We start from the raw sequence: 25,384 nt of genomic DNA, 5'->3' as shown, positions 1-25,384 counted from the left end.
GATATTTTTATATGTGGTGAGATTATTCAGAAGTAAGAACTCCATTTAATGGGTGAGGAGATTACTGTATTTAATTAAGAAAATACTAAAAGTAAAAGAACAGGGGTTATGATTATGAAACTATTAGAAACAATCAGCTCAATCGCTGGTAAATTTTTTGCCGTATGGGTGATCGTCATTGCTGTTATTGCTTTTCTAGTGCCAGCGCCATTTCAGCAGCTGGGAGGCTATGTGACAATTCTTTTAGGTGTAGTAATGTTCGGAATGGGATTAACATTAAAGCCTGTAGACTTCAAGATCATTGCCACCAATCCATTTCCTGTTTTAATCGGCTTTGTAGGACAGTTTACAATTATGCCGCTTGTGGCCTTCCTGATTGCAACAGCACTAAACTTACCAGCTGAACTTGCAGCAGGCTTAGTTCTTCTGGGATCTGTACCAGGCGGAACAGCATCAAATGTTATGGTATTTTTAGCGAAAGGAAATGTACCGCTATCAATTGCAATGACGTCACTTTCAACATTGCTGGCTCCTGTTGTTACACCACTTATTTTATTGTTATTAGCAGGGCAATGGATGCCAGTTGACGCAGCTGCAATGTTCTTATCAATTGTTCAAGTCATTATTGTACCAATTGCATTAGGGTTATTGATTCGAAAAGTTTTCCCAAAGACAGTGGAAAAGAGCATTGGGGTTCTGCCATTGATTTCTGTTGTGGCAATTATGATTATCGTTTCAGCCGTTGTATCAGGCAATGCTGAAAGACTTGCACAAACAGGATTGCTTGTTTTTGTTGCCGTTATGCTTCACAACGGTGCAGGATTACTGCTGGGATACTTTGCAGCCCGTATGTGCGGGCTTGATGAAAGTAAACGCCGGGCCATTGCACTTGAAGTAGGAATGCAAAATTCAGGGCTTGGGGTTACACTTGCTACCGCACACTTTGGCCCGGTCGCTGCTATTCCAAGCGCACTAGGGGCGGTTTGGCATAATATTTCAGGACCGATCCTTGCGACTTACTGGGCGAAAAAACCAGTGGTAGAACAGGAAGTAAAAGCTCCTGTTGAAGGCACAGAACAGGCTGTAAAACATACTCCAATCGGATAGTTGGAAAGGAGTACTGCTCGTAATGAGTGGTACTTCTTTTTTTATGTAAAAAAGACCTAACATATAGCTTCTATGCAGGCCTTATCATACAGGTGGTTGTGCAGGTTTTCCTGAATTATAATAGTTTTGTTATATCATCTTCAATTTTTCCAGGCTCAGTAGTAGGTGCATATCGTTCAATGACCTGACCATTGCGATCCACCAGGAATTTCGTAAAGTTCCATTTAATATTTTTGGATAAAACGCCTTTTTTCTGTTCTTTTAAATGTGAAAATAAAGGATCAGCATTTGCTCCGTTCACGTCAATTTTTCCAAACATCGGGAAGGTTACACCATAATTGAGCTGGCAAAACTGTGTCGTTTCTTCAATATTAGCAAACTCCTGATTATTGAACTGGTCACAAGGAAAACCTAAAATTTCTAACCCTTGATCCTTGTATTTATCATATAGACTTTGCAAACCTTCAAACTGAGGAGTTAATCCGCATTTGCTTGCTGTATTCACGATCAATAAAACCTTGCCTTTATACTCATCTAATGATTTTTCATTGCCGTTTGTCATTTTAACTTGGAAATCATGTACCGTGCTCATTGTATTTCCTCCCTAATGTAAAATTAAATCGTGTACGATCTAATTTTAAGGGGTTTTTAGGTGAAAAGCAATTGAGAGGTATTTGCTTAAATACCCGCAGATAATCACCAGTTAAAAAAAGCACAATCTGTCACACAATCCTCAAACTTTCACAATCATGCATAAAAGAGATCTAATCAATATATGTTACACTCTATATAGATATAAATGATAGATAACTGAGGTGTACACAGTGAAAAAAGTATTAGTCATCGGCGGCGGCATTACTGGAATGGCTGCCATGTATGAACTGCAAAAATGGAAAAAAGAAAACAGCTCTAATGTGAAGCTAATCCTTGCAGAAGGAGCTGATCAGCTGGGCGGAAAGATCCGCTCTGTTAAACAAGATGGATTTCTTATGGAGTCTGGTGCAGATTCAATCGTTACGCGCAAAACTCATTCTATGTCTTTTATGAAGGATTTGAATCTTGAAGACAAAGTGGTATACAATGCATCAGGCAAATCCTATATATATTCAGATGGTCAGCTGCATCCGATTCCATCCAATTCGGTCTTTGGCATTCCGGGAACCATTGAGGCATTAGCTGAGAGCACGCTTGTTTCAGCTGAGGGGAAGGTTGCGGCTTTAAAGGATTTTTATACAAAAAATGAACACTTTACAGAAGAAGATTCAATTGGAAAATTTCTAGAGCACTTTTTCGGGAAAGAGCTGGTAGAAAAGCAAATCGCTCCTGTATTATCTGGCGTGTATTCGGGTGATCTGAATCAATTGACGATTTCAGCGACATTGCCGAGTGTGCTCAAATACAAAAATGAATATGGCAGTATCATAAAAGGCTTTGAAGCCAATCTGGCGATGTATCAAAGCAGCGGCGAAAAACGGTTTTTATCATTTGAAAATGGACTCCATACCGTTATTGATGCCTATGCAGATCGTTTAGAGGACGTGCATCTGCTTATGAATAGTAAGGCTGAGCGAATTGAAAAGCAGGATGGCCACTACAACGTGACGTTTACGAATGGGGAAGTGGTAACTGCAGATCATATTATTTTAAGCATTCCGCATAAGGCTGCTGAAAACATGCTTGCTGACCAGAAGTTGCAGGATAGCTTTCAGCAATTAAAGTCCAGTTCTTTAATTAGTGTCTATCTTGGCTTTGAAGTGCCTGATAGTATACTGCCTGCTGATGGAACAGGCTTTATTTCAGCAGATCCTGATGAATTAACATGCAATGCTTGCACATGGTCCAGCAGAAAATGGTCTCATACGTCAAAAAGCGGAAACCTTCTGTTAAGACTATTTTATAAAAGCAGTCTGACCAATTACGCTTCTATAGAAAAGATGACAGAAGAGGAACTGCTGCAGACAGCCTTAACAGATGTGAAAAAGGCATTAGGAATTGAGGCGGCACCTGCCATCAGCGAAATTACCCGCTGGGAAAACAGCATGCCCAATTACTTAATTGATCATAAAGAAACAGTAACCAGCCTGGAACAAAAACTTGCGGAAATCTATCCTGGCATCGAGCTTGCCGGCTGCTCCTATTACGGAGTAAGTCTGCCGGATTGCATTGAAAATGGAGAGAAGACAGCGCAGAAGGTTATAACTGAATTAGTGTGAAGAGAGGAGGCAGCCAGTGGGGCTGCCTTTTCATTTTTGTATGGAGACAAAAAAAACAGCGATTACTCGCTGTCTTTTTTCAATTATTTAAATATAATCGATACCAATTCGTCCATGGTCATGCCGCTCTCAACTTCAAATGTACCTGGACGCAATTCGTTGGATAAGCCGCGTTTTTCAACTTCTTTGAAAAAGTCGTTGGCGTTTTTGATGACGTTCGCTCTTTCAAGTGCATCACCGACATCAATGCTTGTCATTCCGGAAGTAACAGTCAGCATCGTACGGTATACGACTTTCTCAGCTGATTCTGTTTCCTTCTCATCTTCTTTGGCAGGTTCTTCTGTTTTTGCAGGTTCAGCAGAAGCTTTTGCTTCAGCAAGCTGCTTGCTCCATTCATCCTCTGTAAGAATGATATAGTCTTTATCAGTTAACTCTGCTTTCATCTCATCTTCACTTAAAGCTATGGCTTCTTCTTGAACTTCTTTTGCTACTGTTGTTTTAGCTTCACTAGGACTAAGGAAATAAACGATGGCGACTAAAGTGGCAGCTGCCAAAAGGCCCGCTGCAAAACTGCGCATTGTACCAGCTGTCATTGAGCAACCTTACTCCTTTCATCCTTTTGTTTCATATAAGGAGCGAGAACCTGCTGAACTTCATTTGGCGTCAACTTCATTTTCATTGCAATGCTTTCAAATGAATAGCCGCGGCGATGCATCTCGAGCATCTCTCTCAATGTATTCTTACGTTCTTTCTCATCAGCGGCAATGCCAGCTTCCGTATCAGCAATTTCGCTGTCTAGTTCAAGATTGCGGATTTGCTGCTTCAATTGATGAATTTCATCCATTAGTGAAAAAGAAAGCTGATCGATCTGCTGATCTGTGCTTGCAGCTGTTTTTCTCGCTTTAATAAAAGATAATACGAGTAGTACTGCGGCAGCACCAAATAAAACTGCGATTACCCAACCCATAAAAATTCCTCCTAAAATTAAAGATACATCTATCAATCTGTCATTATGTGAAACTGAATATTAGCAGCAATGGTATGTACCATATAGCATTTTTGATGGCTGTCATTAAACCTATTTTATTATACACTGCTTACTGCCGAATTTCGATGACATTCGCCAAAATACCACAATAGTCATATCTTTATGAGAATATAAGGAGAAACTGCTACTTTTTTCTGTATGGCCGGACACCTTGCCTTCATACAATGTACTCATGCTGGGGAGATGCTTTTGCCTTCTAAAAAGGCGGTTTGATAGGAAAACCGGTAAGTTTGATAGGAAAGTCGAAAAGTTTGATAGGAAAGTGCAGAAATTTGATAGGAAAGCTGAAAAGTTTGATAGGAAAGTCAGAAATTTTGATAGGAAAGCTGAAAAGTTTGATAGGAAAGACAGAAATTTTGATAGGATACCACAGATATTTGATAGGAAACCCCCAATTCATATACAAAAATCTCAAAGATTGAAGGTGAAATTCAATTATAGCTCAGAATAAACGATCTGGGTCCCTAACTTTAGTATAAAACCCAAGGATACCAACATTTTCAGCACATTTTCTCACTGAATCAAACAAAAGTTCATAAATTCACATTACCTTCATGCAAATTTGCTATAATACACCATATCCTTTTTAGACAGGTGGTTAGTTTAATGAGAACTAAAGATCATCAGATTCAATCATTTAAAAACAAGATGAAGAACCGGGGCAGACTGTTAATTCAATGTCCAGATCAGCCAGGCATTGTAGCAGCTGTTTCACAGTTTTTATTTGAAAATGGCGCGAATATTATGGAGTCAAATCAGTTTTCAACAAATCCAGAGGGAGGAACGTTTTTCATTCGTATTGAGTTCGAATGTCAGGATTTGCTGGAGAGAAAGAGCTATCTTCAAGAAAACTTTGCCAAGATTGCAGAAACTTTTTCGATGGAGTGGAAGCTAACGTTTGTTCATGATCTTAAAAAAACGGCGATTTTTGTATCAAAGGAACTGCATTGTTTACGCGAGCTTTTATGGGAATGGGAAAGCGGTGAATTAATCACAGACATTTCGCTTGTCATCAGCAACCATACGGAAGCAAAAGAACTGGTAGAATCGTTTGGCATACCTTTTGTTCATATCCCGATGAGCAAGGACAACAAACGGCAAGCAGAAGAGAAACAGCTTCAGCTTCTGCAGGAGTATGAAGTGGAGACCATTATTTTAGCGCGGTATATGCAAATTTTATCGCCTGATTTTGTGGAAGCACACCCTTTTAAAATTATTAATATTCATCATTCCTTCCTGCCGGCGTTTGTTGGTGCACGCCCATATGATCGGGCGTATCAGCGTGGCGTCAAGATTATTGGAGCGACTTCGCATTATGTTACAAATGAATTAGATGAAGGTCCGATTATTGAGCAGGATATAATACGGGTTGATCATCGAGATCATGCCGAAGATTTGAAAAGGACAGGAAGAAGTATTGAGCGCAGCGTGCTTGCGCGTGCCGTTAAGTGGCATCTGCAGGATCGTGTGATTGTTTATGGAAATAAAACGATTGTATTTAATTAAGCATGAACAAAAGGGCGCATGAATCCAGCGCCCTTTTCACATCTGTAGAATTGGAGAAATTCTATTTACTCTATGAAAGGTCTGTCATTCCCGAAAAGAACGGAACCCACAGATATCAGGAATAACCCAAGGCGAGTCATTCCCGAAAAGAACGGAACCCACAGATTTCGGGAATGACCGAAGGCGAGTCATTCCCGAAAAGAGGAGAAGACACAGATTTCAGGAATAACCCAAGGCGAGTCATTCCCGAAAAGAGCGGAAGCCACAAAGTTCAGGAATCACCCAAGGCGAGTAATTCCCGAAAAGAGCGGAAGCCACAAAGTTCAGGAATGACCCAAGGCGAGTCATTCCCGAAAAGGGCGGAACCTACAGATTTCGGGAATGACCGAAGGCGAGTCATTCCCGAAAAGAGCGGAAACCGCAGATTTCAGGAATTACCCAAGGCGAGTCATTCCCGAAAAGAGGAGAAGACACAGATTTCAGGAATGACCGAAGGCGAGTCATTCCCGAGAAGAACGGAACCCACAGATTTCAGGAATGACCCAAGGCGAGTCATTCCTGAAAAGAGCGGAACTAAAGATTTCAGGAATAACCCAAGGCGAGTCATTCCCGAAAAGAGCGGAAGCCACAGATTTCAGGAATTACCCTCACCCCATTTATTCTTATAATGAGCAAGTGCGAGCAGCGGAAATATATAACGATAGCTATGATAATGAATATATAACTCGCCAGCCATCCCTTGGCCGTGCGGATAATCTGTTGTCCAATCATCTTGATCGAGGTTTTGAATTAGGAAGGATATTGCCTTTTTAATTTCAAGAGTTGGGTGGTCTGAGATGGAAATCAGTGCATCAGCTGCCCAGGCTGTATGCGTTAATGTACTTGTTCCTAGCGGAGTGTAGATCATGTTAGAGTCACTTTTACACGACTCTCCCCAGCCTCCATCAGCATTTTGTATTTTTTTAAGCCAGCTTTTGCCTTTTTCAATTGCTTTATGCTTTGGAGAAACGCCTGCTGCTGCTAATCCTGTTAAGGCTGCCCAGGTGCCGTATATATAACAAATTCCCCATCTGCCATACCACGAACCGTTGCTCTCCTGATTTGAGACAAGCCAGCGGATACCATCCTTCATTGGTGCTAAAGTTTTCCCCATATTTGTATATTTCCCCAAGTATTCAAGCGTTCTTCCGGTCAAATCGGCACTGGAGGGATCGGTCAGAATAAATTCTCCTTTTTCAATCGGCAAAAACGAGAAAAATCTGCTGTCCGTATTTTTTTCAAAAGCGGGCCAGCCGCCATCATCATTTTGCATCGAGGTAACCCAGTTTGTGCCTTTGTCCCATGCGTATAAGAGAGGGCTATGATCTGTTGCGTCTGTGGTAATGGCACGCAGAGTGGCCGTGCTGTCATCTACATCAGGGTTAATGGTATTAATGTTCGAAAAGCCCCAGCCGCCAGGCAGACTTTGTGGATTATGCACCGCCCAATCACCATATTTGCAATGCTGTTTTTTGAGTAAAAAATTATTTGCTTTCGCGATCATGGGATCGTGGGAAGAAACTCCCGCTTCTTGAAGCGCATGACTGATCAAGCTTGTATTCCAAATGGAAGCGGTCGTATATTGCATATGTGTGGTTCCTTTAATGGCTGTTCTCATGGATTTCAAGCCATTGATGGCATTTTGGATAGTGGGATCATTTTTAGAATATCCAAGCGAAATCATTGCATAAATCATAAAGAAGGTGGAGCTGAAGTAGCTGTAAAACGTACCATCCTCTTCAATTCGGCCAAGGATATACTGCTTTGTCTGATTCACTGCCATACTGTGCAATTGGGCGGGCAGGCCGGCAAGATAGGTGAGGCTGTTTTTGATAGCAGTAAAAACCTGCTGCCATTCATTTGAGCGGGACCAGCTGAAAAAAGCATCTTCGCGGTTTCCATACAGTTCACGGAGGTCGGGGCGATTTTTTGTTTTTAACCGGAATCTTTTATCAGCTAAGATCATAACGGGTGCAATGTTAGAGCGGCCATAAACGGAGAGACTGTAAAAGTTGATCGGAAAGGATGACGGCAAAAGAATAAATTCAATGGGAAGCGGAAAAAAAGCAGGCCAGCGCTGCTGCCCTGTCAGGGTAAGCATCATTTTCGTGAACATATTCGCTTTTTCCATTCCGCCGTTGTTTAGGATAAATCTTCGGGCTGCACGAAGGCGCGCATCATTTTTCTGATAATAGCGTGAGTAAAGAAGGGCGTAATAGGAGTCAATCGTTGCCGAAATATTTCCGTCGAGCTCATCGTGAAAAAGCTTCCAAGCTCCGTTTTGTTCCTGTCTGCTCATTATCCGCTCTGCTAATTCTTCAATCAATTGTTCATCATCAATCTCTAAGGACCTTAATAAAATGATCATATAGGCATCTGTCGTAATCCCCGTCTCAAATGGATATTCCCATGAACCTTGCTCTGTTTGGTCGTGTTTTAAACGTGTAACCAAGTTATCAATTGACTGAGTAATGTTCATCTTTCAAACCTCCTCGAAACAATCTTCCATAATACATATTCTGAAGTGGGAAACACCATTCACAAAGATAAGGAGGCTGAAGCATGGACGTACTTTTAAAAGTGCTAAAACAACTAAGATTGCCCCCTGAGCTGCAGCCGCTCAAAAAAGAATTGAAAAAAGTGCTGAAAGAGAAGCACAGTGTGAAAGTGTATTCAGCCGAGGACGAAGAACTAATAGCTAAAATTAAAGCTGAGACAATCAGATTAAATAAAAATAATGTGACCAGAACGCAGGCCTACTACGACTACTACCAGGAATGTCCGGAGATTCATTGGTCCTTCTTGGCACATATGGTTTCAAGAAATGCAGGCTGGAACATGACCGATTTACGCGGTGAGTTTCTATCCAGAATTTTAAACGGAGAAGAACAAAAAGCCTTTTTTGCCTTCTTGGAAAGAGGAAACTGGCTCATTTTCCAGGATGCATATCCGCAGCTTCTGCTTTATAGAGAATGGAAAAGAACACGTAAAAATAGGTTCCATTTATTAGCTGATTTTCATGTTTCGGCTTTTATGGAGGTGGTTTGGAACCATTATCTGCAAAGTAAAGATGTTGGGATCTTAACACATGGATTAATCATCAATGAACAGAATTATATCCAAAGCAGAGTGATGAATAATGCTGTCTTTCAAAAGAATGTTGTAGATACATTGGAGTTTAAACTGCAGGATTATTTGGCATTTAATCACATTCTTTTTCCATACATGCAGGATGGCAATGTTTCGTTAAAAGGGGATACTGTTCATCAATTCCAGCATGTGGAGGCACGGATACGATTCGGGAAAAAGCTGTACCAGATCCTTTATAGCACTGAAATAAAACAAGCGGAGCAATGGTCAGCTGCAAACCAGCATACAGGCTCACGAAAGGATTATTGGTCACATCTCTTTAGTGATATACAAGACAAAGTGCCAGATGCTGCTTATACAGCCAAGCTTCAGGGATGCCATCTAAAAAACGCCAGCAGTCGTTTATATAGTCCGCAGCTTTTAGCAGTATGGGATACGTTTGACCATGAACCAGCACAGGCAGAAGAGTGGTGTAAGGATTGGCGAATATTATATTTAATGAAGGAAGAAGAGGCTGCAGGAGACGGAAGAATTGAAGCTGATTATTGTCAGTCCTTAGAGGGGTTAGAGCTTGCAGCTCTTGCAAAAAAAGTAATTTCCGCCTTTACTTGAATTTCAGAAATAATTTTGTGCAAACGTTTGCTCTTTTCTCTGTTTTTGTGGATAATGAAGAGAGCGTTTACATTAAATTATATAGAATTAGGTGATACGTAATGGAATGGTGGAAAAAAAGTGTAGTATATCAAATCTATCCGAAGAGCTTTATGGATAGCAATGGAGATGGAGTCGGGGATATTCCAGGCATCATCAGCAAACTTGATTATTTAAAACAGCTTGGCGTTGATGTCATCTGGCTTTCACCGATCTATGATTCTCCGCAAGAAGATAATGGCTATGATATTCGTGATTATCAGGAGATTTTTCATCAATATGGTACAATGGCAGATTTTGAACAGCTGCTGGAAGAAATGCATAAGAGAGAGTTAAAGCTTGTGATGGACTTGGTTGTGAACCATACGTCGGATGAGCATCAGTGGTTTGTGCAATCAAAGCAAAGTAAGGACAGTGATTATCGCGATTATTACATATGGAGAGATGGAAAGGATAATGGAGAGCCGCCGACAAATTGGGGTTCAACCTTTGGCGGATCGGCATGGACATTGGATGAGGAAACCGGTCAATATTATCTTCACATTTTTGCTAAAAAACAGCCTGATCTAAATTGGGAAAATGTTAGCTTGCGAGAAGATGTTTATAGCATGATGAAATTTTGGCTGGATAAAGGCATTGATGGATTTAGAATGGATGTCATTAATTTTATATCAAAGGATCCAGATTTCCCAGAAGGTGAAAAAAATCCAGGTGATGCTTATGGAAACGGTGGGCAGCATTATATTAACGGACCGAGAATTCATGAATACTTACGCGAAATGAATCAAGAGGTTCTCTCCAAATATGATGTGTTAACAGTCGGCGAAATGCCAGGAGCAGCTCCGGAAGATGCACAAATTTACACAAACCCGGAGAATCAAGAACTGAATATGGTGTTTACGTTTGAGCATATGGACTTAGACAGTAAGAATGGCGATAAATGGAGTTTTACTGATTTACATCTCCAAGATCTAAAAGAAAACTTTGAAAAGTGGCAGACATCTCTGCATGGTGTCGGCTGGAACAGCTTGTATTGGAATAACCATGACCAGCCGCGCATTGTATCACGCTTTGGGAATGATGGGGAATATCGTGTCAAGTCAGCCAAAATGCTTGCCACCTGTCTGCATATGCTGCAGGGAACTCCGTACATTTATCAAGGCGAAGAAATAGGAATGACCAATGTACGATTTGATGAATTAGACGATTACCGTGATATTGAATTGATCAATATGTACCATGACCGCAAGCAGCAAGGCTGGAATCATGAGAGATTAATGGCGGCAATTTATAAAAAGGGGAGAGATAATGCCCGCACGCCGATGCAATGGAACAGCAGGGAAAACGGCGGTTTTACAACAGGTACACCATGGATCAAATCTAATCCAGTCTACACTGATATCAACGCTGAGCAGGCTTTGGATGATGAAAATTCAATCTTCTACTATTATCATAACCTGATTCAACTAAGGAAAAAGCATGACATTATAACAACAGGTAAATTTGAATTGCTGCTGAGAGAGCATCCTCATATTTTTGCCTATAAGCGTGTGGAAGGAAATCAGCAGTTATTGGTTCTCTGCAACTTCTCGGATCAGGAGCTGGTGATTGAAGATGAAGAGATTCTGCAGTTCATTGGAGAAGCATCTGTGTTGATTGCGAATGAAGATGCTCGGGAAAATGAAAAGCTGTCTCCTTATGAAGGGATTGTTTATTCATTATAGTGATTTGGGAGAATGGCGGATAAAGTGCTGTTTTTGGCGGATAAATCATAAATAACCGCGGATATCCTGGTTATTAATCTATTATTTAATGATAAAAAGATAAAATTTGAAGGTCAGAGGGTGTTTCTCTCTGGCTTTTTTATATTTTTCGTTAATAAGAGACTGGGACAAAACGAAAATATTATTTCTAAAACACGAATATTCATAGTCATGGTTTGCGAGTTTACATAAGCCCGTTCCATTGCGCTGCGGACACTCGCTTTCCGTGGGGAGGAAGCTGAGCCTCCTCGGAGCAAGTGCACTGCCCCCCTATTGTTGGACACTCCAACAATAGGAGGCGAACTCATAAATGACTCATCTTACCAAGGAAAAGAAACTTCAAATTGCTAAACGTTATTTAAACGAAATGATTAGTTATCGAGAACTAGCGAATCAGGTGGGCGTAGATCATTCCACTCTCCGTTACTGGGTGCTGCTCGTTCGTTACCATGGGGATCAGGCTTTTTCCTTTCCCTATACAAACTATCCTTCTGCCTTTAAAATGAGGGTAATTCAATTTATCACGGAAAAGAATTACTCCATTCGAGAGGCATCCGCGATTTTCCATCTCCCTGATCCATCTATGCTTCGCAAGTGGAAGAAAACGTGGGAGACAGCTGGAGTAGGTGCCCTTGAACCAAAAGAAAAGGGGCTTTCTATTATGACATCTAATCAGAGGAAAAATAAGGACAAGAGTAACTCTCAGAATCCATCGGTAGAAGAGCTGATAGAAGAACTGGAATACCTTCGTATGGAGAACGCGTATTTAAAAAAGCTGAAAGCCTTAGTTCAGAAAGAACAATCACCAACCAATATAAAGCGAAAGTAATATATGAACTAAGGAAGGACTTCCCGGTGATTAAAATGATCAAAATAGCCAAGATGCCTAGAAGCACTTACTACAGCTTCATAAAAAAGTGGAATCAACCAGATCCTGACCGCAAATGGAAAAGAAGAATTTCATTCATTTACCGCAAACACTCAGGTCGGTTTGGATATCGCCGCATTACGGACGTGCTTCAGGAAAAAGGATATCAGATCAACAAAAAGAAAGTACTTCGAATAATGAGAGATCTAGGGCTTAAATGCATGGTGCGTATGAAAAAGTATAAATCGTATAAAGGGGAAGTTGGAAAAGCAGCTCCAAACATCCTTAACCGTGACTTCCGTGCCCAGAAACCGAACCAAAAGTGGGTGACGGACATTACAGAATTTAAAGTGTTTGGAGAGAAGCTTTATCTTTCTCCCATTTTAGATCTATTTAATAGCGAGGTCATCACCTATACACTCCAATCAAGGCCGACGTTTGATTTGGTCGATAGGATGTTGGCCCAAGGATTAAAATACGTAAAAGAAGGCGATGAGCTCTTACTACATTCCGACCAGGGATGGCACTATCGAATGCCCAAATACCGAAGGACGCTAAAAGAACATAAGATTACACAAAGCATGTCTAGAAAAGGAAACTGTCTTGACAATTCTGTCATGGAAAACTTTTTTGGGATCTTAAAATCAGAGTTTCTTTATTTACAAGAGTTTGAAAGTATCGAGCATTTTAAAGCCGAGTTAGAAAAATACATCTATTACTACAACCACTTGAGAATTAAATCAAGATTAAATCGGAAAAGTCCAGTAGCTTATCGGGTTAGTACTGAAGTAGTAGCTGCTTAAGCTTAAATATAAGTGTCCAATTTTATGGGTCCAGTGCAAAGCTCCTGCGGGGTCTCACCTTTTCCTCTATTGCCCACAGGAGTCGAGTGTCCTCCGCTCCATTTCACTCATGTTAATAAAATATATTTTATAATCATAAAAAAACCGAATGATTAGAAAGATGACTTCCTAACCATTCGGTTATATGAGAGTGTTAAATACTAATGTCCCAGCCTCTCCCTGTATTATTTTAACGCTTCCTCAAACTCCTCAAATTCCTTTTCTACTTCTACTGAAGGTTTAGCTGTAAGCATACTTACAACAACAACTGCCAGTAAGCTAGCAGCGAAGCCTGGAATCATTTCATATAAGAAATCGGACAGATCTGCCATTGACCAGATAATTACCGTAGCGGCACCAACGATCATTCCGGAAAGCGCGCCAGCTGATGTCATCCGTTTCCAGTAGAGACTTAAGAGAATGAGAGGTCCAAAGGAAGAACCAAATCCTGCCCATGCATAGCCGACTAGGTCAAGGATCGTTTCATTTTTCTCCCATGAGATGAAAAGGGCAATGACTGCGACAACTAGCACTGATAAGCGCCCAATCAAGACAAGCTCCTTATCTTTTGCCTCGCGGCGGAAAAATGTTTTATAAATATCTTCCGTTAATGAACTGGATGTTACCAAAAGCTGTGAAGAAATTGTGCTCATGATGGCTGCTAAAATAGCGGCGATCAGGAACCCTGTAATGATCGGATGAAAAAGAATTTCGCCTAAAGTAATAAATACCGTTTCAGGGTCATCGAGCGTTTGGCCAGCCTGAGAAAAGTAGGTAATGCCCAGGAAACCAGTAAACATGGCTCCAATGATTGAGAAAATCATCCAGCCCATTCCAATGTTTTTGGCCTTTTTGATTTCTTTTACTGACGAAATGGCCATAAAGCGCACGATGATATGCGGCTGGCCGAAATATCCGAGACCCCAAGCGAAAAGGGAGACAATTCCAAGTACGCTTGTGCCTGTAAAGATATTAAGACGAGCAGGATCAATTTCCCGCGGAATCTCCACTGCAGGTCCAATGCCGCCAATATGAAAAATCGTTACGAGCGGAACAAGAATAAGTGCAAGAACCATAATAATTCCTTGAATAAAATCGGTCCAGCTTACTGCTAAAAACCCGCCAAAAAGCGTATAGGCAATAACAACAGCAGAAACCATCCAAAGCCCTGTATGATATTCAAGTCCAAAGATGCTTTGGAATAAAACTCCGCCTGAAACCATGCCAGATGAAACATAAAAAGTAAAAAAGATTAAGATAACTAAACCAGAAATAAGGCGAAGCAGCCTTGAGCGATCTTTAAAGCGGTTTTCAAGATAGCCTGGAATGGTAATAGAATCATTGGCAATCTCTGTGTAAGTACGCAGGCGCGGAGCAACATAAATCCAGTTTGCCCATGCACCCAATGTAAGGCCAATGGCAATCCAAGAAGCACTTAAACCGGAGGCGTACATTGCACCTGGCAGCCCCATCATGAGCCAGCCGCTCATATCTGAAGCACCGGCACTTAGCGCGGTAACCGCGGGTCCAAGCGTACGACCTCCCAGCATATAATCTGATAGATTGGAAGTCTTTCTATAAGCCCAGATTCCAATCCCGATCATCCCCGCCATATAGACTGTAATAGAAATGATTAAGCTATAATCCATAATATTCTCCCTTCTTCCCCTAGTAAATGATATAAAATTATGAATTTTAAATCATTTGCCATATTATACAACACTTTAATGCGTCTAGGTGATAAATTTTTCAAACAGAAGAAACTTTTTAAAAATAAAATTCGTCTAGTTTAGGGAGGGAGGGATTCTGGTGAATCTGATGAAAAGTTTATTATTTCTTGCACTATGCGGGGTATTACTGCTTGGATGCGGTAAAGAAAATCAGGTTGATACATCAGAAGCTCCTCAAATCGATTACGAACTAATCGCAAGCGAGAAAACACTGCCTGCTAACTTTGATGAGATCGCTTATGAAAGAGAAGAATCTCCTGCTTTTCAGTATTTAATCAAAGCAGCATACAACCCAATTGACTTTGAGCAGTTGTGGAATTTATTTGATTTTGAGAAAAAGATCCCAAAAGTGGATTTTGAATCAAAGAATGTCATGATTGTCGGGCTGCATGAATCCAGCTGTCCCACTCATATAGAAGAGATTAATAATGAACAAGAAACGCTCACCATTAATGTGGCTACAAAGGAAAATACTTGTGATGAGCTTGCTGCACCAAGAGCCTTTGTGATCGAATTAGATAAGGGGATTTCTGAATCTCTGCAAGAAGTTATGATCGTTGAGAGCGAAATAAAAACCATAGTTCCTATTCAGTAAAAAAATTGGGAAAAGCCTAGGAATGTCCTAGACTCTGGTGAATGGTTCCTATTTCCCAACGACTTTATTAACAGCGTCTTCTACATCGTTTCGGCTCATTTTTTCTTTGCCTTCCATTAATGCCTGTAGCGTTCCATGTGCCAGTGTTAATGGAATTTTGCAGAAATGCAGGATGGTTGTATTGTCGATGTCCTTAATATAGAGGTCTGCTAATTCAAGATTGCGCTGTGCATAGGCAAACATCTCATCAAGATTCCAGCCTTCCGGAAAAAAGCTGACACCACGTGTTTCATCTTCCTTATAATTGCGGAGAATGTTAACGGCCTGGAGTCCTCTGCCAAAAGCAATGCCAAGATTTTTATCCGCGGTTGTGCCGTCATACCAATTCCAGATATCTGTCAGCATGACACCAACTAGCCCTGCAACCGTATAGGTATAATCATCGAGTTCTTCCTCATTGGTGATCTTCCATTCCTTTTCCACCCACTTTGCCATCCCCTCGGCCATTATTGAAGTGGATTTAAGAACCTCTTTTCGAATGCCTTCAGGACAATACGTAACCCAGTCTGAAATCCGGCTGGTTACTTCCGGAAGTCGGTTTTGATGTGGCTTTAATAATTCATTCAGCTGTTCGCGAGGATCATCTACTTTAAGAATGGTACTGATTGAAGAGAGGAGCTGTATTTTCAGACTGCTTTCCATTTCTGGATCATCTTCAATTTCATCAATTGCCCTCATGCATAAATAGGCTGAACCAACGCCTTCCTTTAACCCTTTCGGCAGCAGGCTAATAGGAATAAAGAAGGTTCTGCTTGTTTCCTTTAGGACTTCGGTTGCTTCCGTATGTAAATGATTACTAGTTTTCACCGTGTCATACCATCCTTTTTTCATATTCATCATTTTATATTGTACCACCAATCATGAACATATGGTGTTTGTATACATTAAGACTACTGTAATTGTAGCGTGTATGCAAAAGTTTTGTCATGTATAAAGGAGATCGTTTGAGATGGTGTTTTTTTACATGTAGGCTCAACATGGGGGATGATTAGAGCAGATGATGAATAACTAGGAATAATGACATCTTTGGAGTGGTAAATGAAATATGGAGGAATGTTAAAAATAATGTACTTGTACATAGGTTTCTGATCATAGCATTAACCTTTAAGAGTAGTAGTATCCATTGGTTTGAAGATTGTTTTCAAGGTTGCGCCAAAAGTATCGCAGCACAAGTGAGATGGGTGGTTAAAATCCAAATATAATGTCCCAAAAAAGTCACGGAGTTAAGCTGCTGCCACACTTCACCACCCTGCCTGCAGCAAACCAACTATCTAATCCCACCATCGGCATTTCACAAAAAACAAACAAATATTCACCAGAATTATTTAAAAATTTTGCAAAAGGTTATATGATAAAAAAATACACTTTAATATTTAGCTTTTCGAAAGAGTTTCGCTATAGAGATTTAGGGGGCATTGAATGAAGAAGATTGCTGAATTTTTAAAGCCATATCAACTGGCGGCCGCTGTAGCTATTGTGCTGATGCTGACCGAATTGGCTGCTGAGCTGCTGCAGCCGCTCATTATGGCTAAAATTATTGATGACGGTATATTAGTGCAGGATTTACATGTTATTACGGTGTGGGGGACGATACTGATCGCGATTTCCATGCTGGCATTTGCATCTGGAATCATAAATTCTTTTTATGCAGCACACGTAAGTCAGAGCTTTGGATTTGATGTGCGCACGAGCTTATTTAAGAAAATACAGTCCTTTTCATACGCGAATTTCAATCTTTTTCCGACATCATCTCTTATAACGAGAATGACCAACGATATTACACAGCTGCAGAATACAATTTTTATGGGCTTACGCATCATGATGAGGGCGCCGCTTCTCATTGTCGGGAGTCTGGTGATGGCGTTTGTGGTCAACTTTCAACTCGCGCTGATTCTGTCGGTTGTGATTCCCTTTTTGTTTTTCTTTCTTGTATGGGTGATGAGAAAAGGAGGTGCACTGTTTCAATCTGTCCAAAAGAAACTGGATGGAGTGAATAGTGTCATGAGGGAAAACCTGACGGGCATTCGTGTCATTAAAGCTTTTATCCGAAGAAGCTATGAAGTCAAACGGTTCACCAAAGCAAATGATGAATTGAAGGAAAAGACGACAAAAGCACTGCGGTTAATGGAAGTAACAATGCCGATTCTGCTCTTGATCATGAATGGAGCGATCATCGCTGTTTTATGGTTTGGCAGCATTCAGGTGAATACAGGGGAAGTGCAAGTGGGTGAAGTTGTTGCTGTAGTCAATTACGCCATGAGAGTAACCTCAGCTTTTTCGATGCTATCGTTTATCATTATGGCATTTTCCCGTGCGAGAGCTTCATCAAAACGGATTGCGGAAGTGCTTGAAACAGATGCTGATTTGGTCGATAAGCTGGCAACAGATCAAAATCAAACTGTAACAAACGGAAAAATACAATTCAAACAAGTGGCTTTTAAGTATCCAGAAACAGATAAGCATGTACTAGAAAATATTAATTTCACTATTCACAGCAGGCAAACAGTAGCGTTATTAGGAGCTACTGGCTCTGGAAAAACCTCGCTGTTTCAGCTTATTCCCCGTTTATATGAAACAAGCAGCGGAGAAGTGCTGATTGATGGTCAAAATGTAAAAGAAATGAAGCTTGAAGATCTTAGGAGAAAAATTGGTTATGTACCGCAGGATGCTCTTTTGTTTAGCGGAAGTGTCAGAGACAATATCGCCTGGGGGAAAGAAGATGCGACCATGGATGAAATCATCCTTGCAGCGAAAAATGCTCAAATTCATGACACCATTGAGAAACTGCCCCATCAGTATGAGACGAAGCTTGGCCAAAAAGGCATTAACTTATCTGGCGGACAGAAACAGCGCTTAACGATTGCAAGAGCTTTAGTACGCAAGCCGAAGATCCTCTTGCTTGATGACAGTACCAGTGCACTCGATATGAAAACGGAAGCAAAGCTTCTGGAGGCGATCAAGCAGTATGACTGCACAACGTTTATTATTACGCAAAAAATCAATACAGCGATGGAAGCCGATCATATCTTTCTTTTAATGGAAGGAGATTTGATTGCTGAAGGCAGCCACGAAGAGTTGTTGAAGACATCCGGCCTTTATCGAAGCATTTATGAGTCACAGACAGGAGGAGAGGATCGGAGCTATGCCTAAAAAAGATCTGTTAACGCCTTTCCAATATGATAAATCGATTTTTGCCAAGCAGTCCAGCAAAACACAGGAACAGAAAAAAGCAAAACCAGGCAACTATAAGGAAACATTAAAGAGACTTTGGAAATACTTAGCAGTCAATAAAAGCCTTCTAATCTGGGTAGTCATCATGGTAGTGATCAGCTCGGCAATGGGCTTGCTTGGACCATATTTAGTCGGATACGTCATTGATCATTATATTGTGGAGGATGGAACTGCAAACTTCCTGACTCTATTAGTGATGTTAGGCATCATTTATCTGTTATTTTCCTTATCAACATGGTATCAGAACTATTGGATGATTGGAATTGCGCAGAAAACCGTTTTTACTTTACGGACGAATTTATTTGCGCATCTGCAAAAACTGCCGATTCCTTTTTTTGATAAAAGGCAGCATGGAGAATTAATGAGCAGAGTGACAAACGATATTGAAAACATTAGCTCAACATTAAATAGCTCTGTTATTCAAGTTATATCGAGTGTTTTAACCTTGGCAGGCACACTCGGCGTCATGCTTTGGATGAGCCCGCTGCTGACTCTGCTGACGCTGACGATTGTTCCGCTTATGTTCTTTGGGATGAAGTGGATTACAAACCGAACAGGCAAGTTATTTAAAGAGCAGCAGAAGAATCTTGGGGAATTAAATGGCTATATCGAGGAAACGATCTCTGGCCAGCGGATTGTTAAAGCATTTTCACAAGAAGAGAAGGTAATCAATGAATTCTTAGAAAAAGGGGATAAGCTCCGCACAGCTGGCTTTTGGGCACAGACGTATTCCGGCTTCATTCCAAAGCTTATGAACGGACTGAATAACCTTTCTTTTGCCATTATTGCTGGAGTAGGAGGCATTCTTGCGATTAATGGCTGGGTTTCCATCGGTACGATTGTTATTTTCACAGAGTACTCGCGCCAGTTTACTCGGCCATTAAATGATCTCGCCAACCAATTCAATACCCTGCTCTCAGCTATTGCTGGAGCAGAGAGGGTCTTTGATATTTTAGATGAGCAGGAAGAGTATAAAAATGAAGAGGGTCTTGATGAACTGAGCTCAATCAAGGGTGAAGTAATTTTCAAAAATGTTTCCTTTGAATATGAAGAAGGAGGCAAGACGCTAAAAGACATTTCGATCTCTGTGATGCCTGGCGAAACCGCCGCCTTTGTCGGTCCCACTGGGGCAGGAAAAACGACGATCATTAATTTGCTTTCCCGCTTTTACGAAGTGAATGCAGGCAAGATTTATTTGGATGGAACAGATATTAGCAGGATAAAAAAAGAGAGTATGCGAGAGCATATGGGCTTTGTGCTGCAAGACCCCTTTTTATTTCAGGGAACGGTCATGGATAATATTCGCTATGGAAGATTAGATGGAACAGATGAGGAAGTGGTGGAGGCGGCTAAACTGGCAAATGCTCATTCCTTCATTATGAAGCTGCCGAAAAAATATAAGACCGTCTTAAGTCAGGACGGCAGCGGAATCAGTCAGGGACAGCGCCAGCTGCTTTCCATAGCCAGAGCCTTTTTGGCAAATCCATCGATCTTAATTTTAGATGAAGCTACAAGCAGTATAGACACAGTGACAGAGCTGATAATTCAGGAAGCATTGCAAAAACTGATGGTGGGGAGAACAAGCTTTGTCATTGCCCACCGTTTAAATACAATCCGTCAGGCTGACAAAATCTTTGTTCTGCAAGACGGCAGAATTACGGAAAAAGGAACACATGAGCAATTAATGAAGAAAAAAGGTTTTTATTTTGAGCTCAATCAAGGCTTGGCAGCAGTTGGAGAGCATGTGACATCCTGACTTACAAGCTTACAGCAGCCTTAAAAAAAAAAAAAACGGCCCCTGGATCTCCAGGGGTCATTTTAATCAGTCAGATCTTCTTGTTATACGCTGATTAGCAGCGTTTGCTCTAGCAATGACTTCAAGTTCAGCTTGATCTGTCAGTTCTCCAGCATACTCTTCATTCGGAGAATTTTTTAAGTTTTTAGGTGTTTGCGGCAGCTTTGCTTTTGCTTTTGAGTTATGATGCTGATTGCCTAAGCGTCCCATAGTAATCCCCTTTCAATGCTTGATAAGCATAAAAAAAGCGCTCATCAGCAGGCTGAAGTACGGAAGAGTGCTCCGTAAATATAGCTTGCTCAAGAGACGCTTTTATATGATACAAAAGGGTAAAATGGTTAAAACTAATTGCGTTGTCGAGCTCCTGGCTCATCTTAAGCTTGTCGTCCCTGGGCAAGCGCATTCCGCTTTTCGTATTAATGTTTTGAACGGCCGCCTGTATAGCCGCCAGCGCGATCAGCCATTTTGAATTCCCGGCTATATGTAACTTCCTGCATGCTGGATAAAGTGCTTTTCGTTTTTTCCTTACGCTTTTTTTCTCCTGTCATTTCAGACACACCCTTTCAAAATTTAAGAAGCATTAGCAATTTTCCCTAATTAAGAGGTGTTCATACATAGGTGTTAATAAATATCCTCTAATGCTTCCTTTAAATGGGGATATGAAAAGGGGTAACCTGCTGATAAAAGTTTTTTCGGTGTGACATGCTGTCCTTCGAGCATCAGCATACTCATTTCACCTAACATCATTTTCATAGCAAAACCAGGCAAAGGAATCCAATGAGGTTTATGTAAAACTGCTCCTAGTGTTTTCCCGAATTCATTCATTTGCACAGGGTTTGGTGCGGTAAAATTAACTGGGCCATCTATTTTCTTATTTTCCAGGCAATAAAGAACGGCTTTGACCACATCTTCTATATGAATCCAGGACACCCACTGAATGCCTTTTCCCAATTTTCCGCCTGCGAAGAATTGATAGGGAAGAACCATTTTCGGCAGTGCACCACCATGCTTTGAGAGAATAATGCCGAAGCGGGTAAAGACCAGGCGGCTATTTGGAAGCTTACCTTCACGGGCAGTTTGTTCCCATTTATAGACTGTTTCTGCTAAGAAGTCAGAACCAGCCGCTGTTACTTCTTCTGTAAAGAATTTTGTATCAGACGTGCCGTAATAGCCGATTGCACTCGCTTGAATGACAACATTTGGAGCTTCCTTTAAGTTATGTAAAATACGATTGACCTCTTGTGCCGATTGTGTCCGGCTTTTTATAATCCTTTTTTTTCTTTCCTCAGTCCATCTGCCGCTGTTAATTGACTCTCCAGCTAAGTTGATGAACGCCTCAATGCCTTCTAATTCCTTTTCTGGTGCATCACCATCATTAAGCCATTGCACGTACTTCACTTGATCGGCTGCTGTCTTATTTTCAGTATTTCTTGTGAGAATGAAAATTTCATGACCTTTCTGCTTTAATGCTTCTGTTAAATAGCTGCCGACAAAGCCGGTTCCTCCAGCAAGCGCAATTTTCATATCATTTCCCCTTTCGGCTTCAATATATCCTGTTTATGTATCTTTAATAGTTCTCTCTTTCCTCTTAAAACCCTTTTCTGATATGCTACAAACATAATGAGGTGATGAAAAAATGCCGGTGATTACAAAAATTTCAATCCAAAAGAAAAACAAGGACCGTTATAATATTTTTACCGATGATGGAAGCGGGGAAGCGTATTCCTTCAGTGTGGATGAAGATGTACTCATTAAGCATGGACTCAAAAAGGGAATGGAGCTTGATGAATTTTTACTATCTGAAATCGGCTACCATGATGATATCCGCAAGTCTTATAATGATGCAATCGGTTATCTTTCAAGGCGAATGCGCTCTGAATATGAGGTAAGGACGTTTTTAAAAGGAAAAGAAGTGGACGAGGCCATTATCCAGGAAACCATTCACAAATTATATGATTACAGCTTTTTAAACGATGAAGAATTTGCTCTTGCATTTGTGCGCACACAGATGAATACGACGGATAAAGGCAGAGGCCTGATTAGAATGGAGCTAAAGGAAAAAGGGATCAGTGATGAGCTGATAGAGAAGGCACTGGAGCAATTCAGCTATGAACATGAGCTAGAAACAGCGATTAAATTATGTGAAAAAAACTTGAGAAAAAACACGAAGGAATCCACCAGGATTGCCAAGCAAAAGCTAGAGCAGGTACTAAGCAGAAAAGGATTTTACTCTGACATCATCAAAGAAGCTATTTCTGCATCTGCACCGGAAAAAGAAGAAGACGAAGAACTGGCTGCATTGCGCCATCAAGCCGAAAAGGCAAGCCGGAAATACAGAGCGCTTCCTGAATTTGAGTACCGCCAGAAAATGAAACAGGCATTAGCACGCAAAGGATTTTCGTTTGATTTAATTGATAAGGTGCTGAGGGAGGAAGAGTAAGTTTCCTGCAATTCCCTTGCTTTGAAAGGACCCTTCTGCCTATCTAATTCTTTGCTTGGTGAGCTATTTTTACTATACTTATACTGAATATAACAAAGGGGCGCTTAGAAAATGTCAGAAAAAAGATATAGCGAACTGACTCCATACGAATTACAGCAGGAAATTGCCAGTTTAAACGAAAAAGCACGTAAAGCAGAACAAATGGGAATGGTCAATGAATACGCGGTCCTTGAGCGAAAAGCCGTAATGGCCAAATCATACCTGCTTGATCCAAAGGATTTTAACAAAGGCGATATTTACGAAATTGAAGGGGATCCTGGCCAATATTTTAAAATTGATTATCTTAACGGTGTGTTTGCCTGGGGCTACAGACTGACTGGAAATAAAGAAGAAGAAGCCCTGCCGATCTCTATGCTGAAAAAAACGGCGGCAGTGGAATAGGGTTTGGATTTACGGGGGGCTGGTCGGTCGAGAATTGGTGAGAGTCCATTCCTCCACGGTGCGAAAATAGGCATGAAGGAATGGAAAGCTATGAACTCCACACCCAACCGTGCCAGGAGCCAAAAAAAAGCTTCCAAAGAGAAATTCATTCTCTCTGGAAGCACGCTGCATTTAAAAATCAGGTGTGTCACTGTCGCGGTTAGTTGAAGCTCTCATTCGCTCCTGCGGATGAGTGTTTATGGTGCCGTCTGCGCGTTTTGATGCATATTCAGCTTTTGCGCGTGGTTCACCTTCAAATTTATTGTTGTTTTGATTTGGGAAATTAGTTACTTTGTTACGCATTCTGTTTCTCCTCCTCAGATCGGGGAAATGGTGAATCAGAAATAGTATTTGTAAAAAGACAGCTTATGATACAGCGTAAGAACATGAGAAAGAGGGATTTTTTATGAATGAATATCAGCAAAGACTATATGAACTGCTTTTAGAAAAAAACAAACAAATTTCTGCAGCTCAGGCTCAAACATGGATTGAATTGCTTTGGGAAGATTTTGAAACAACATATGCGAAGGCAGGCCGTGAATATAAGGGAAGTGAAATGACGGCAAAGGTTGTTGGTCAATGGATTGAAAACTATGGAGAAAAGCTTCATGAATTTGTAGCCCAAAATCCTAAATACAAGCATTTACTCAACGAGGATCCTAAAAAACTGCATTAAAAAACGAGCCTTTAAAAAGGCTCGCCTGCATGTTAATTTGGAATAATATCTAATTTTTTTCTTAGCTTTTCCTCACTAAAAATCCAGCCAGTGTAAGAGGTTTTGATATTATAGTCCTGATCGAGCTGAACGACAGCTACGAATGGATAGTAATCGTTGCTGCGATACCTCAAGTCGATGAAACGGACCTCATAATAGTCATCATATTCATCAACCTCCCAGCGGTAGACCGGAGAGAAGGAAAGAAAAGCTGAAAGATTTTCGTCTTTTTTTGCTTCCTCAATAACCTTTGTTTCTGGAACAGGCACCCGGTTAAACTGATCTTGAATCAAAATTTGTTTATTTTCAGATCGTCCCACAAAGAATTGATGCTTGTTCGTGGCGGCAATTCTCCAGCTATGCATTTTCATGGTTGGTGCAATGATGATATCATGCGCATCTGGGATTAGTACTTTAACCGCCTTCAGCACTTGACGCTGGGCGATAAAACGATAAATATAATACAATATCAGAATCCCGTAGATGATTAAAAAGGTGTAGCCGGGATCTGCACCAAACGCCCAAATGAACAAACCTACTACTTGAATTCCGAAAATAAACGGATCAAAAGTATTGATGGTGCCTAGAGCCACCCATTTAGGAGAGAAGGGTCTTAAGGCTTGTGTGCCATAAGAATTAAAGATATCAACAAAAACATGTAAAAATACGGCAAGGAATGTCCAAAGCCATAAATGAAGCAAATTAGCTTCTGGGAAAAAAGGATAAACGACAGCTACAATGACTAATGGCCATAAGAGCACTGCCGGTATCGAATGTGTAATGCCGCGGTGATTTCGTATATATACAGCATTATTTCTCAGCTTTAATACGGTATCAATATCAGGAATCTGTGAGCCAACAATTGTGCCAATCATGATGCTAGTCGCTGTAACCGAGTTTTCGGCAACGGCTGGATCAAGTGTTGCCAACCCGCCGAGTGACAGCCCCATGACAACGTGTGTACCAGTATCCAAGAGGAAAAAACCTCCTTGTTTGTTGTATTGCAGCTACTGTCATTTTAGCAGTATTTGTTTTCATATTAAAGTTAAGATTTATTTTTATACGAACAGACAGTATAAATGAGCAGACCAGAAGAATGATCGATATAGCGGCTCATTCCAGGAATGTAGTATAAGTGCAGCTAAGCTTCTGTCTGCGTCCTTTCAGGGACTTGCCAATCGGCAAGTATCATTATGAAAAAAATACTGTTT

23 protein-coding genes are annotated in these 25,384 nt (G+C 40.9%); 12 read left to right on the top strand and 11 right to left on the bottom strand.

Going from position 1 to position 25,384, the window contains the following annotated elements; translation table 11 throughout:
• Positions 1-114: 114 nt before the first annotated feature.
• A complete protein-coding gene (locus tag A6754_RS18555) occupies positions 115-1,107 on the top strand; it encodes a bile acid:sodium symporter family protein (protein WP_066449277.1) in 993 nt (330 codons plus the stop codon).
• A gap of 115 nt (positions 1,108-1,222) precedes the next feature.
• Here A6754_RS18555 and A6754_RS18550 read toward each other — a convergent pair whose 3' ends face one another.
• Positions 1,223-1,699, bottom strand: a complete 477-nt coding sequence (locus tag A6754_RS18550; protein WP_066449275.1) for a glutathione peroxidase — start codon at positions 1,697-1,699, stop codon at positions 1,223-1,225.
• 232 nt (positions 1,700-1,931) lie between these two features.
• Between A6754_RS18550 and hemG the strand changes: the two genes are divergently transcribed.
• A complete protein-coding gene (gene hemG / locus A6754_RS18545) occupies positions 1,932-3,320 on the top strand; it encodes a protoporphyrinogen oxidase (protein WP_066449270.1) in 1,389 nt (462 codons plus the stop codon).
• A gap of 83 nt (positions 3,321-3,403) precedes the next feature.
• Here the strand turns inward: hemG and A6754_RS18540 are convergent, their stop codons facing one another.
• Both A6754_RS18540 and A6754_RS18535 read right to left on the bottom strand, forming a co-directional pair.
• Positions 3,404-3,913, bottom strand: coding sequence for a hypothetical protein (locus tag A6754_RS18540; protein WP_066449267.1), 510 nt, complete (start codon positions 3,911-3,913; stop codon positions 3,404-3,406).
• Positions 3,910-4,287 (bottom strand): hypothetical protein, encoded by a 378-nt coding sequence (locus A6754_RS18535; RefSeq protein WP_066449265.1) that lies wholly within the window; start codon positions 4,285-4,287, stop codon positions 3,910-3,912. The genes A6754_RS18540 and A6754_RS18535 overlap by 4 nt, the downstream gene beginning before the upstream one ends.
• A gap of 687 nt (positions 4,288-4,974) precedes the next feature.
• Here A6754_RS18535 and purU point away from each other — a divergent pair.
• Positions 4,975-5,874, top strand: a complete 900-nt coding sequence (gene purU / locus A6754_RS18525) for a formyltetrahydrofolate deformylase (protein ID WP_066449261.1) — start codon at positions 4,975-4,977, stop codon at positions 5,872-5,874.
• A gap of 634 nt (positions 5,875-6,508) precedes the next feature.
• On the opposite strand, the gene A6754_RS18520 is transcribed toward purU, so the two are convergent.
• Complete coding sequence (locus tag A6754_RS18520; protein ID WP_066449258.1) at positions 6,509-8,392, bottom strand: terpene cyclase/mutase family protein; 1,884 nt, start codon at positions 8,390-8,392, stop codon at positions 6,509-6,511.
• 83 nt (positions 8,393-8,475) lie between these two features.
• On the opposite strand from A6754_RS18520, the gene A6754_RS18515 reads away from it, so the two are divergent.
• From A6754_RS18515 to A6754_RS22520, 3 genes are all read left to right on the top strand, one after another.
• Positions 8,476-9,615: a DUF2515 family protein gene (locus A6754_RS18515; protein WP_066449255.1), complete on the top strand. Its 1,140-nt coding sequence runs from the start codon at positions 8,476-8,478 to the stop codon at positions 9,613-9,615.
• A gap of 101 nt (positions 9,616-9,716) precedes the next feature.
• Complete coding sequence (locus tag A6754_RS18510; RefSeq protein WP_066449252.1) at positions 9,717-11,378, top strand: glycoside hydrolase family 13 protein; 1,662 nt, start codon at positions 9,717-9,719, stop codon at positions 11,376-11,378.
• Between the two features lie 349 nt (positions 11,379-11,727).
• Positions 11,728-13,088, top strand: a protein-coding gene (locus tag A6754_RS22520) for an IS3 family transposase (protein ID WP_371806953.1) whose coding sequence is annotated in 2 segments (ribosomal slippage) — positions 11,728-12,193 and positions 12,193-13,088 — 1,362 coding nt in all. Because the reading frame shifts where the segments join, the coding sequence is not laid out codon by codon here.
• 224 nt (positions 13,089-13,312) lie between these two features.
• Here the strand turns inward: A6754_RS22520 and putP are convergent.
• The gene (gene putP, locus A6754_RS18495; protein ID WP_066449249.1) at positions 13,313-14,776 is read right to left on the bottom strand and encodes a sodium/proline symporter PutP; all 1,464 of its coding nucleotides are present in this window, start codon (positions 14,774-14,776) and stop codon (positions 13,313-13,315) included.
• Positions 14,777-14,936: 160 nt separating this feature from the next.
• Between putP and A6754_RS18490 the strand changes: the two genes are divergently transcribed.
• Entirely contained in the window at positions 14,937-15,452 is a 516-nt protein-coding gene (locus tag A6754_RS18490) for a hypothetical protein (protein WP_066449246.1), read from the top strand.
• 48 nt (positions 15,453-15,500) lie between these two features.
• Here A6754_RS18490 and A6754_RS18485 read toward each other — a convergent pair whose 3' ends face one another.
• The gene (locus A6754_RS18485) at positions 15,501-16,319 is read right to left on the bottom strand and encodes a squalene/phytoene synthase family protein (protein WP_371806980.1); all 819 of its coding nucleotides are present in this window, start codon (positions 16,317-16,319) and stop codon (positions 15,501-15,503) included.
• 612 nt (positions 16,320-16,931) lie between these two features.
• On the opposite strand from A6754_RS18485, the gene A6754_RS18475 reads away from it, so the two are divergent.
• Positions 16,932-18,662 carry an ABC transporter ATP-binding protein gene (locus A6754_RS18475; RefSeq protein WP_066449239.1) on the top strand — a complete coding sequence of 577 codons (1,731 nt, stop codon included), beginning with the start codon at positions 16,932-16,934 and terminating at the stop codon, positions 18,660-18,662.
• Positions 18,655-20,499 carry an ABC transporter ATP-binding protein gene (locus A6754_RS18470; protein ID WP_066449236.1) on the top strand — a complete coding sequence of 615 codons (1,845 nt, stop codon included), beginning with the start codon at positions 18,655-18,657 and terminating at the stop codon, positions 20,497-20,499. The genes A6754_RS18475 and A6754_RS18470 overlap by 8 nt, the downstream gene beginning before the upstream one ends.
• A gap of 66 nt (positions 20,500-20,565) precedes the next feature.
• Here A6754_RS18470 and A6754_RS18465 read toward each other — a convergent pair whose 3' ends face one another.
• The 3 genes from A6754_RS18465 to A6754_RS18460 all read right to left on the bottom strand — a co-directional run bounded on the left by A6754_RS18465 (position 20,566) and on the right by A6754_RS18460 (position 22,062).
• Positions 20,566-20,748 (bottom strand): YfhD family protein, encoded by a 183-nt coding sequence (locus A6754_RS18465; RefSeq protein WP_066449234.1) that lies wholly within the window; start codon positions 20,746-20,748, stop codon positions 20,566-20,568.
• A gap of 206 nt (positions 20,749-20,954) precedes the next feature.
• Complete coding sequence (locus A6754_RS22515) at positions 20,955-21,086, bottom strand: YfhE family protein (protein ID WP_082851741.1); 132 nt, start codon at positions 21,084-21,086, stop codon at positions 20,955-20,957.
• Positions 21,087-21,159: 73 nt separating this feature from the next.
• Positions 21,160-22,062, bottom strand: coding sequence for a TIGR01777 family oxidoreductase (locus tag A6754_RS18460; protein ID WP_066449233.1), 903 nt, complete (start codon positions 22,060-22,062; stop codon positions 21,160-21,162).
• Positions 22,063-22,174: 112 nt separating this feature from the next.
• Here A6754_RS18460 and recX point away from each other — a divergent pair, with 112 nt between their 5' ends.
• Together recX and A6754_RS18450 are read left to right on the top strand one after the other, a co-directional pair.
• Positions 22,175-22,978 carry a recombination regulator RecX gene (recX, locus tag A6754_RS18455; protein ID WP_066449229.1) on the top strand — a complete coding sequence of 268 codons (804 nt, stop codon included), beginning with the start codon at positions 22,175-22,177 and terminating at the stop codon, positions 22,976-22,978.
• A gap of 111 nt (positions 22,979-23,089) precedes the next feature.
• Positions 23,090-23,419, top strand: coding sequence for a YfhH family protein (locus A6754_RS18450; RefSeq protein ID WP_066449228.1), 330 nt, complete (start codon positions 23,090-23,092; stop codon positions 23,417-23,419).
• A 171-nt stretch (positions 23,420-23,590) separates the two neighbouring features.
• Here A6754_RS18450 and A6754_RS18445 read toward each other — a convergent pair whose 3' ends face one another.
• Entirely contained in the window at positions 23,591-23,761 is a 171-nt protein-coding gene (locus tag A6754_RS18445; protein WP_066449225.1) for a small, acid-soluble spore protein K, read from the bottom strand.
• Between the two features lie 103 nt (positions 23,762-23,864).
• Here A6754_RS18445 and A6754_RS18440 point away from each other — a divergent pair, with 103 nt between their 5' ends.
• Complete coding sequence (locus tag A6754_RS18440) at positions 23,865-24,134, top strand: YfhJ family protein (RefSeq protein WP_066449223.1); 270 nt, start codon at positions 23,865-23,867, stop codon at positions 24,132-24,134.
• A 32-nt stretch (positions 24,135-24,166) separates the two neighbouring features.
• Here A6754_RS18440 and A6754_RS18435 read toward each other — a convergent pair whose 3' ends face one another.
• Complete coding sequence (locus A6754_RS18435; protein ID WP_066449220.1) at positions 24,167-25,147, bottom strand: metal-dependent hydrolase; 981 nt, start codon at positions 25,145-25,147, stop codon at positions 24,167-24,169.
• Between the last annotated feature and the right edge of the window lie 237 nt (positions 25,148-25,384).

Origin of the sequence: Cytobacillus gottheilii, from assembly GCF_001636345.1 — a bacterium.
Lineage (GTDB): Bacteria > Bacillota > Bacilli > Bacillales > Cytobacillaceae > Cytobacillus > Cytobacillus gottheilii.
This window is presented reverse-complemented; position numbering and strand designations above follow the sequence as displayed.

What these genes read in the sequence shown, in the direction of transcription:
- A6754_RS18555 (WP_066449277.1), top strand. Translation starts at nt 115, where the DNA reads ATGAAACTATTAGAAACAATCAGCTCAATCGCTGGTAAATTTTTTGCC.
- A6754_RS18550 (WP_066449275.1), bottom strand. Translation starts at nt 1,699, where the DNA reads ATGAGCACGGTACATGATTTCCAAGTTAAAATGACAAACGGCAATGAA.
- A6754_RS18540 (WP_066449267.1), bottom strand. Translation starts at nt 3,913, where the DNA reads ATGACAGCTGGTACAATGCGCAGTTTTGCAGCGGGCCTTTTGGCAGCT.
- A6754_RS18535 (WP_066449265.1), bottom strand. Translation starts at nt 4,287, where the DNA reads ATGGGTTGGGTAATCGCAGTTTTATTTGGTGCTGCCGCAGTACTACTC.
- purU (WP_066449261.1), top strand. Translation starts at nt 4,975, where the DNA reads ATGAGAACTAAAGATCATCAGATTCAATCATTTAAAAACAAGATGAAG.
- A6754_RS18520 (WP_066449258.1), bottom strand. Translation starts at nt 8,392, where the DNA reads ATGAACATTACTCAGTCAATTGATAACTTGGTTACACGTTTAAAACAC.
- A6754_RS18515 (WP_066449255.1), top strand. Translation starts at nt 8,476, where the DNA reads ATGGACGTACTTTTAAAAGTGCTAAAACAACTAAGATTGCCCCCTGAG.
- A6754_RS18510 (WP_066449252.1), top strand. Translation starts at nt 9,717, where the DNA reads ATGGAATGGTGGAAAAAAAGTGTAGTATATCAAATCTATCCGAAGAGC.
- putP (WP_066449249.1), bottom strand. Translation starts at nt 14,776, where the DNA reads ATGGATTATAGCTTAATCATTTCTATTACAGTCTATATGGCGGGGATG.
- A6754_RS18475 (WP_066449239.1), top strand. Translation starts at nt 16,932, where the DNA reads ATGAAGAAGATTGCTGAATTTTTAAAGCCATATCAACTGGCGGCCGCT.
- A6754_RS18470 (WP_066449236.1), top strand. Translation starts at nt 18,655, where the DNA reads ATGCCTAAAAAAGATCTGTTAACGCCTTTCCAATATGATAAATCGATT.
- A6754_RS18465 (WP_066449234.1), bottom strand. Translation starts at nt 20,748, where the DNA reads ATGGGACGCTTAGGCAATCAGCATCATAACTCAAAAGCAAAAGCAAAG.
- A6754_RS22515 (WP_082851741.1), bottom strand. Translation starts at nt 21,086, where the DNA reads ATGACAGGAGAAAAAAAGCGTAAGGAAAAAACGAAAAGCACTTTATCC.
- A6754_RS18460 (WP_066449233.1), bottom strand. Translation starts at nt 22,062, where the DNA reads ATGAAAATTGCGCTTGCTGGAGGAACCGGCTTTGTCGGCAGCTATTTA.
- recX (WP_066449229.1), top strand. Translation starts at nt 22,175, where the DNA reads ATGCCGGTGATTACAAAAATTTCAATCCAAAAGAAAAACAAGGACCGT.
- A6754_RS18450 (WP_066449228.1), top strand. Translation starts at nt 23,090, where the DNA reads ATGTCAGAAAAAAGATATAGCGAACTGACTCCATACGAATTACAGCAG.
- A6754_RS18445 (WP_066449225.1), bottom strand. Translation starts at nt 23,761, where the DNA reads ATGCGTAACAAAGTAACTAATTTCCCAAATCAAAACAACAATAAATTT.
- A6754_RS18440 (WP_066449223.1), top strand. Translation starts at nt 23,865, where the DNA reads ATGAATGAATATCAGCAAAGACTATATGAACTGCTTTTAGAAAAAAAC.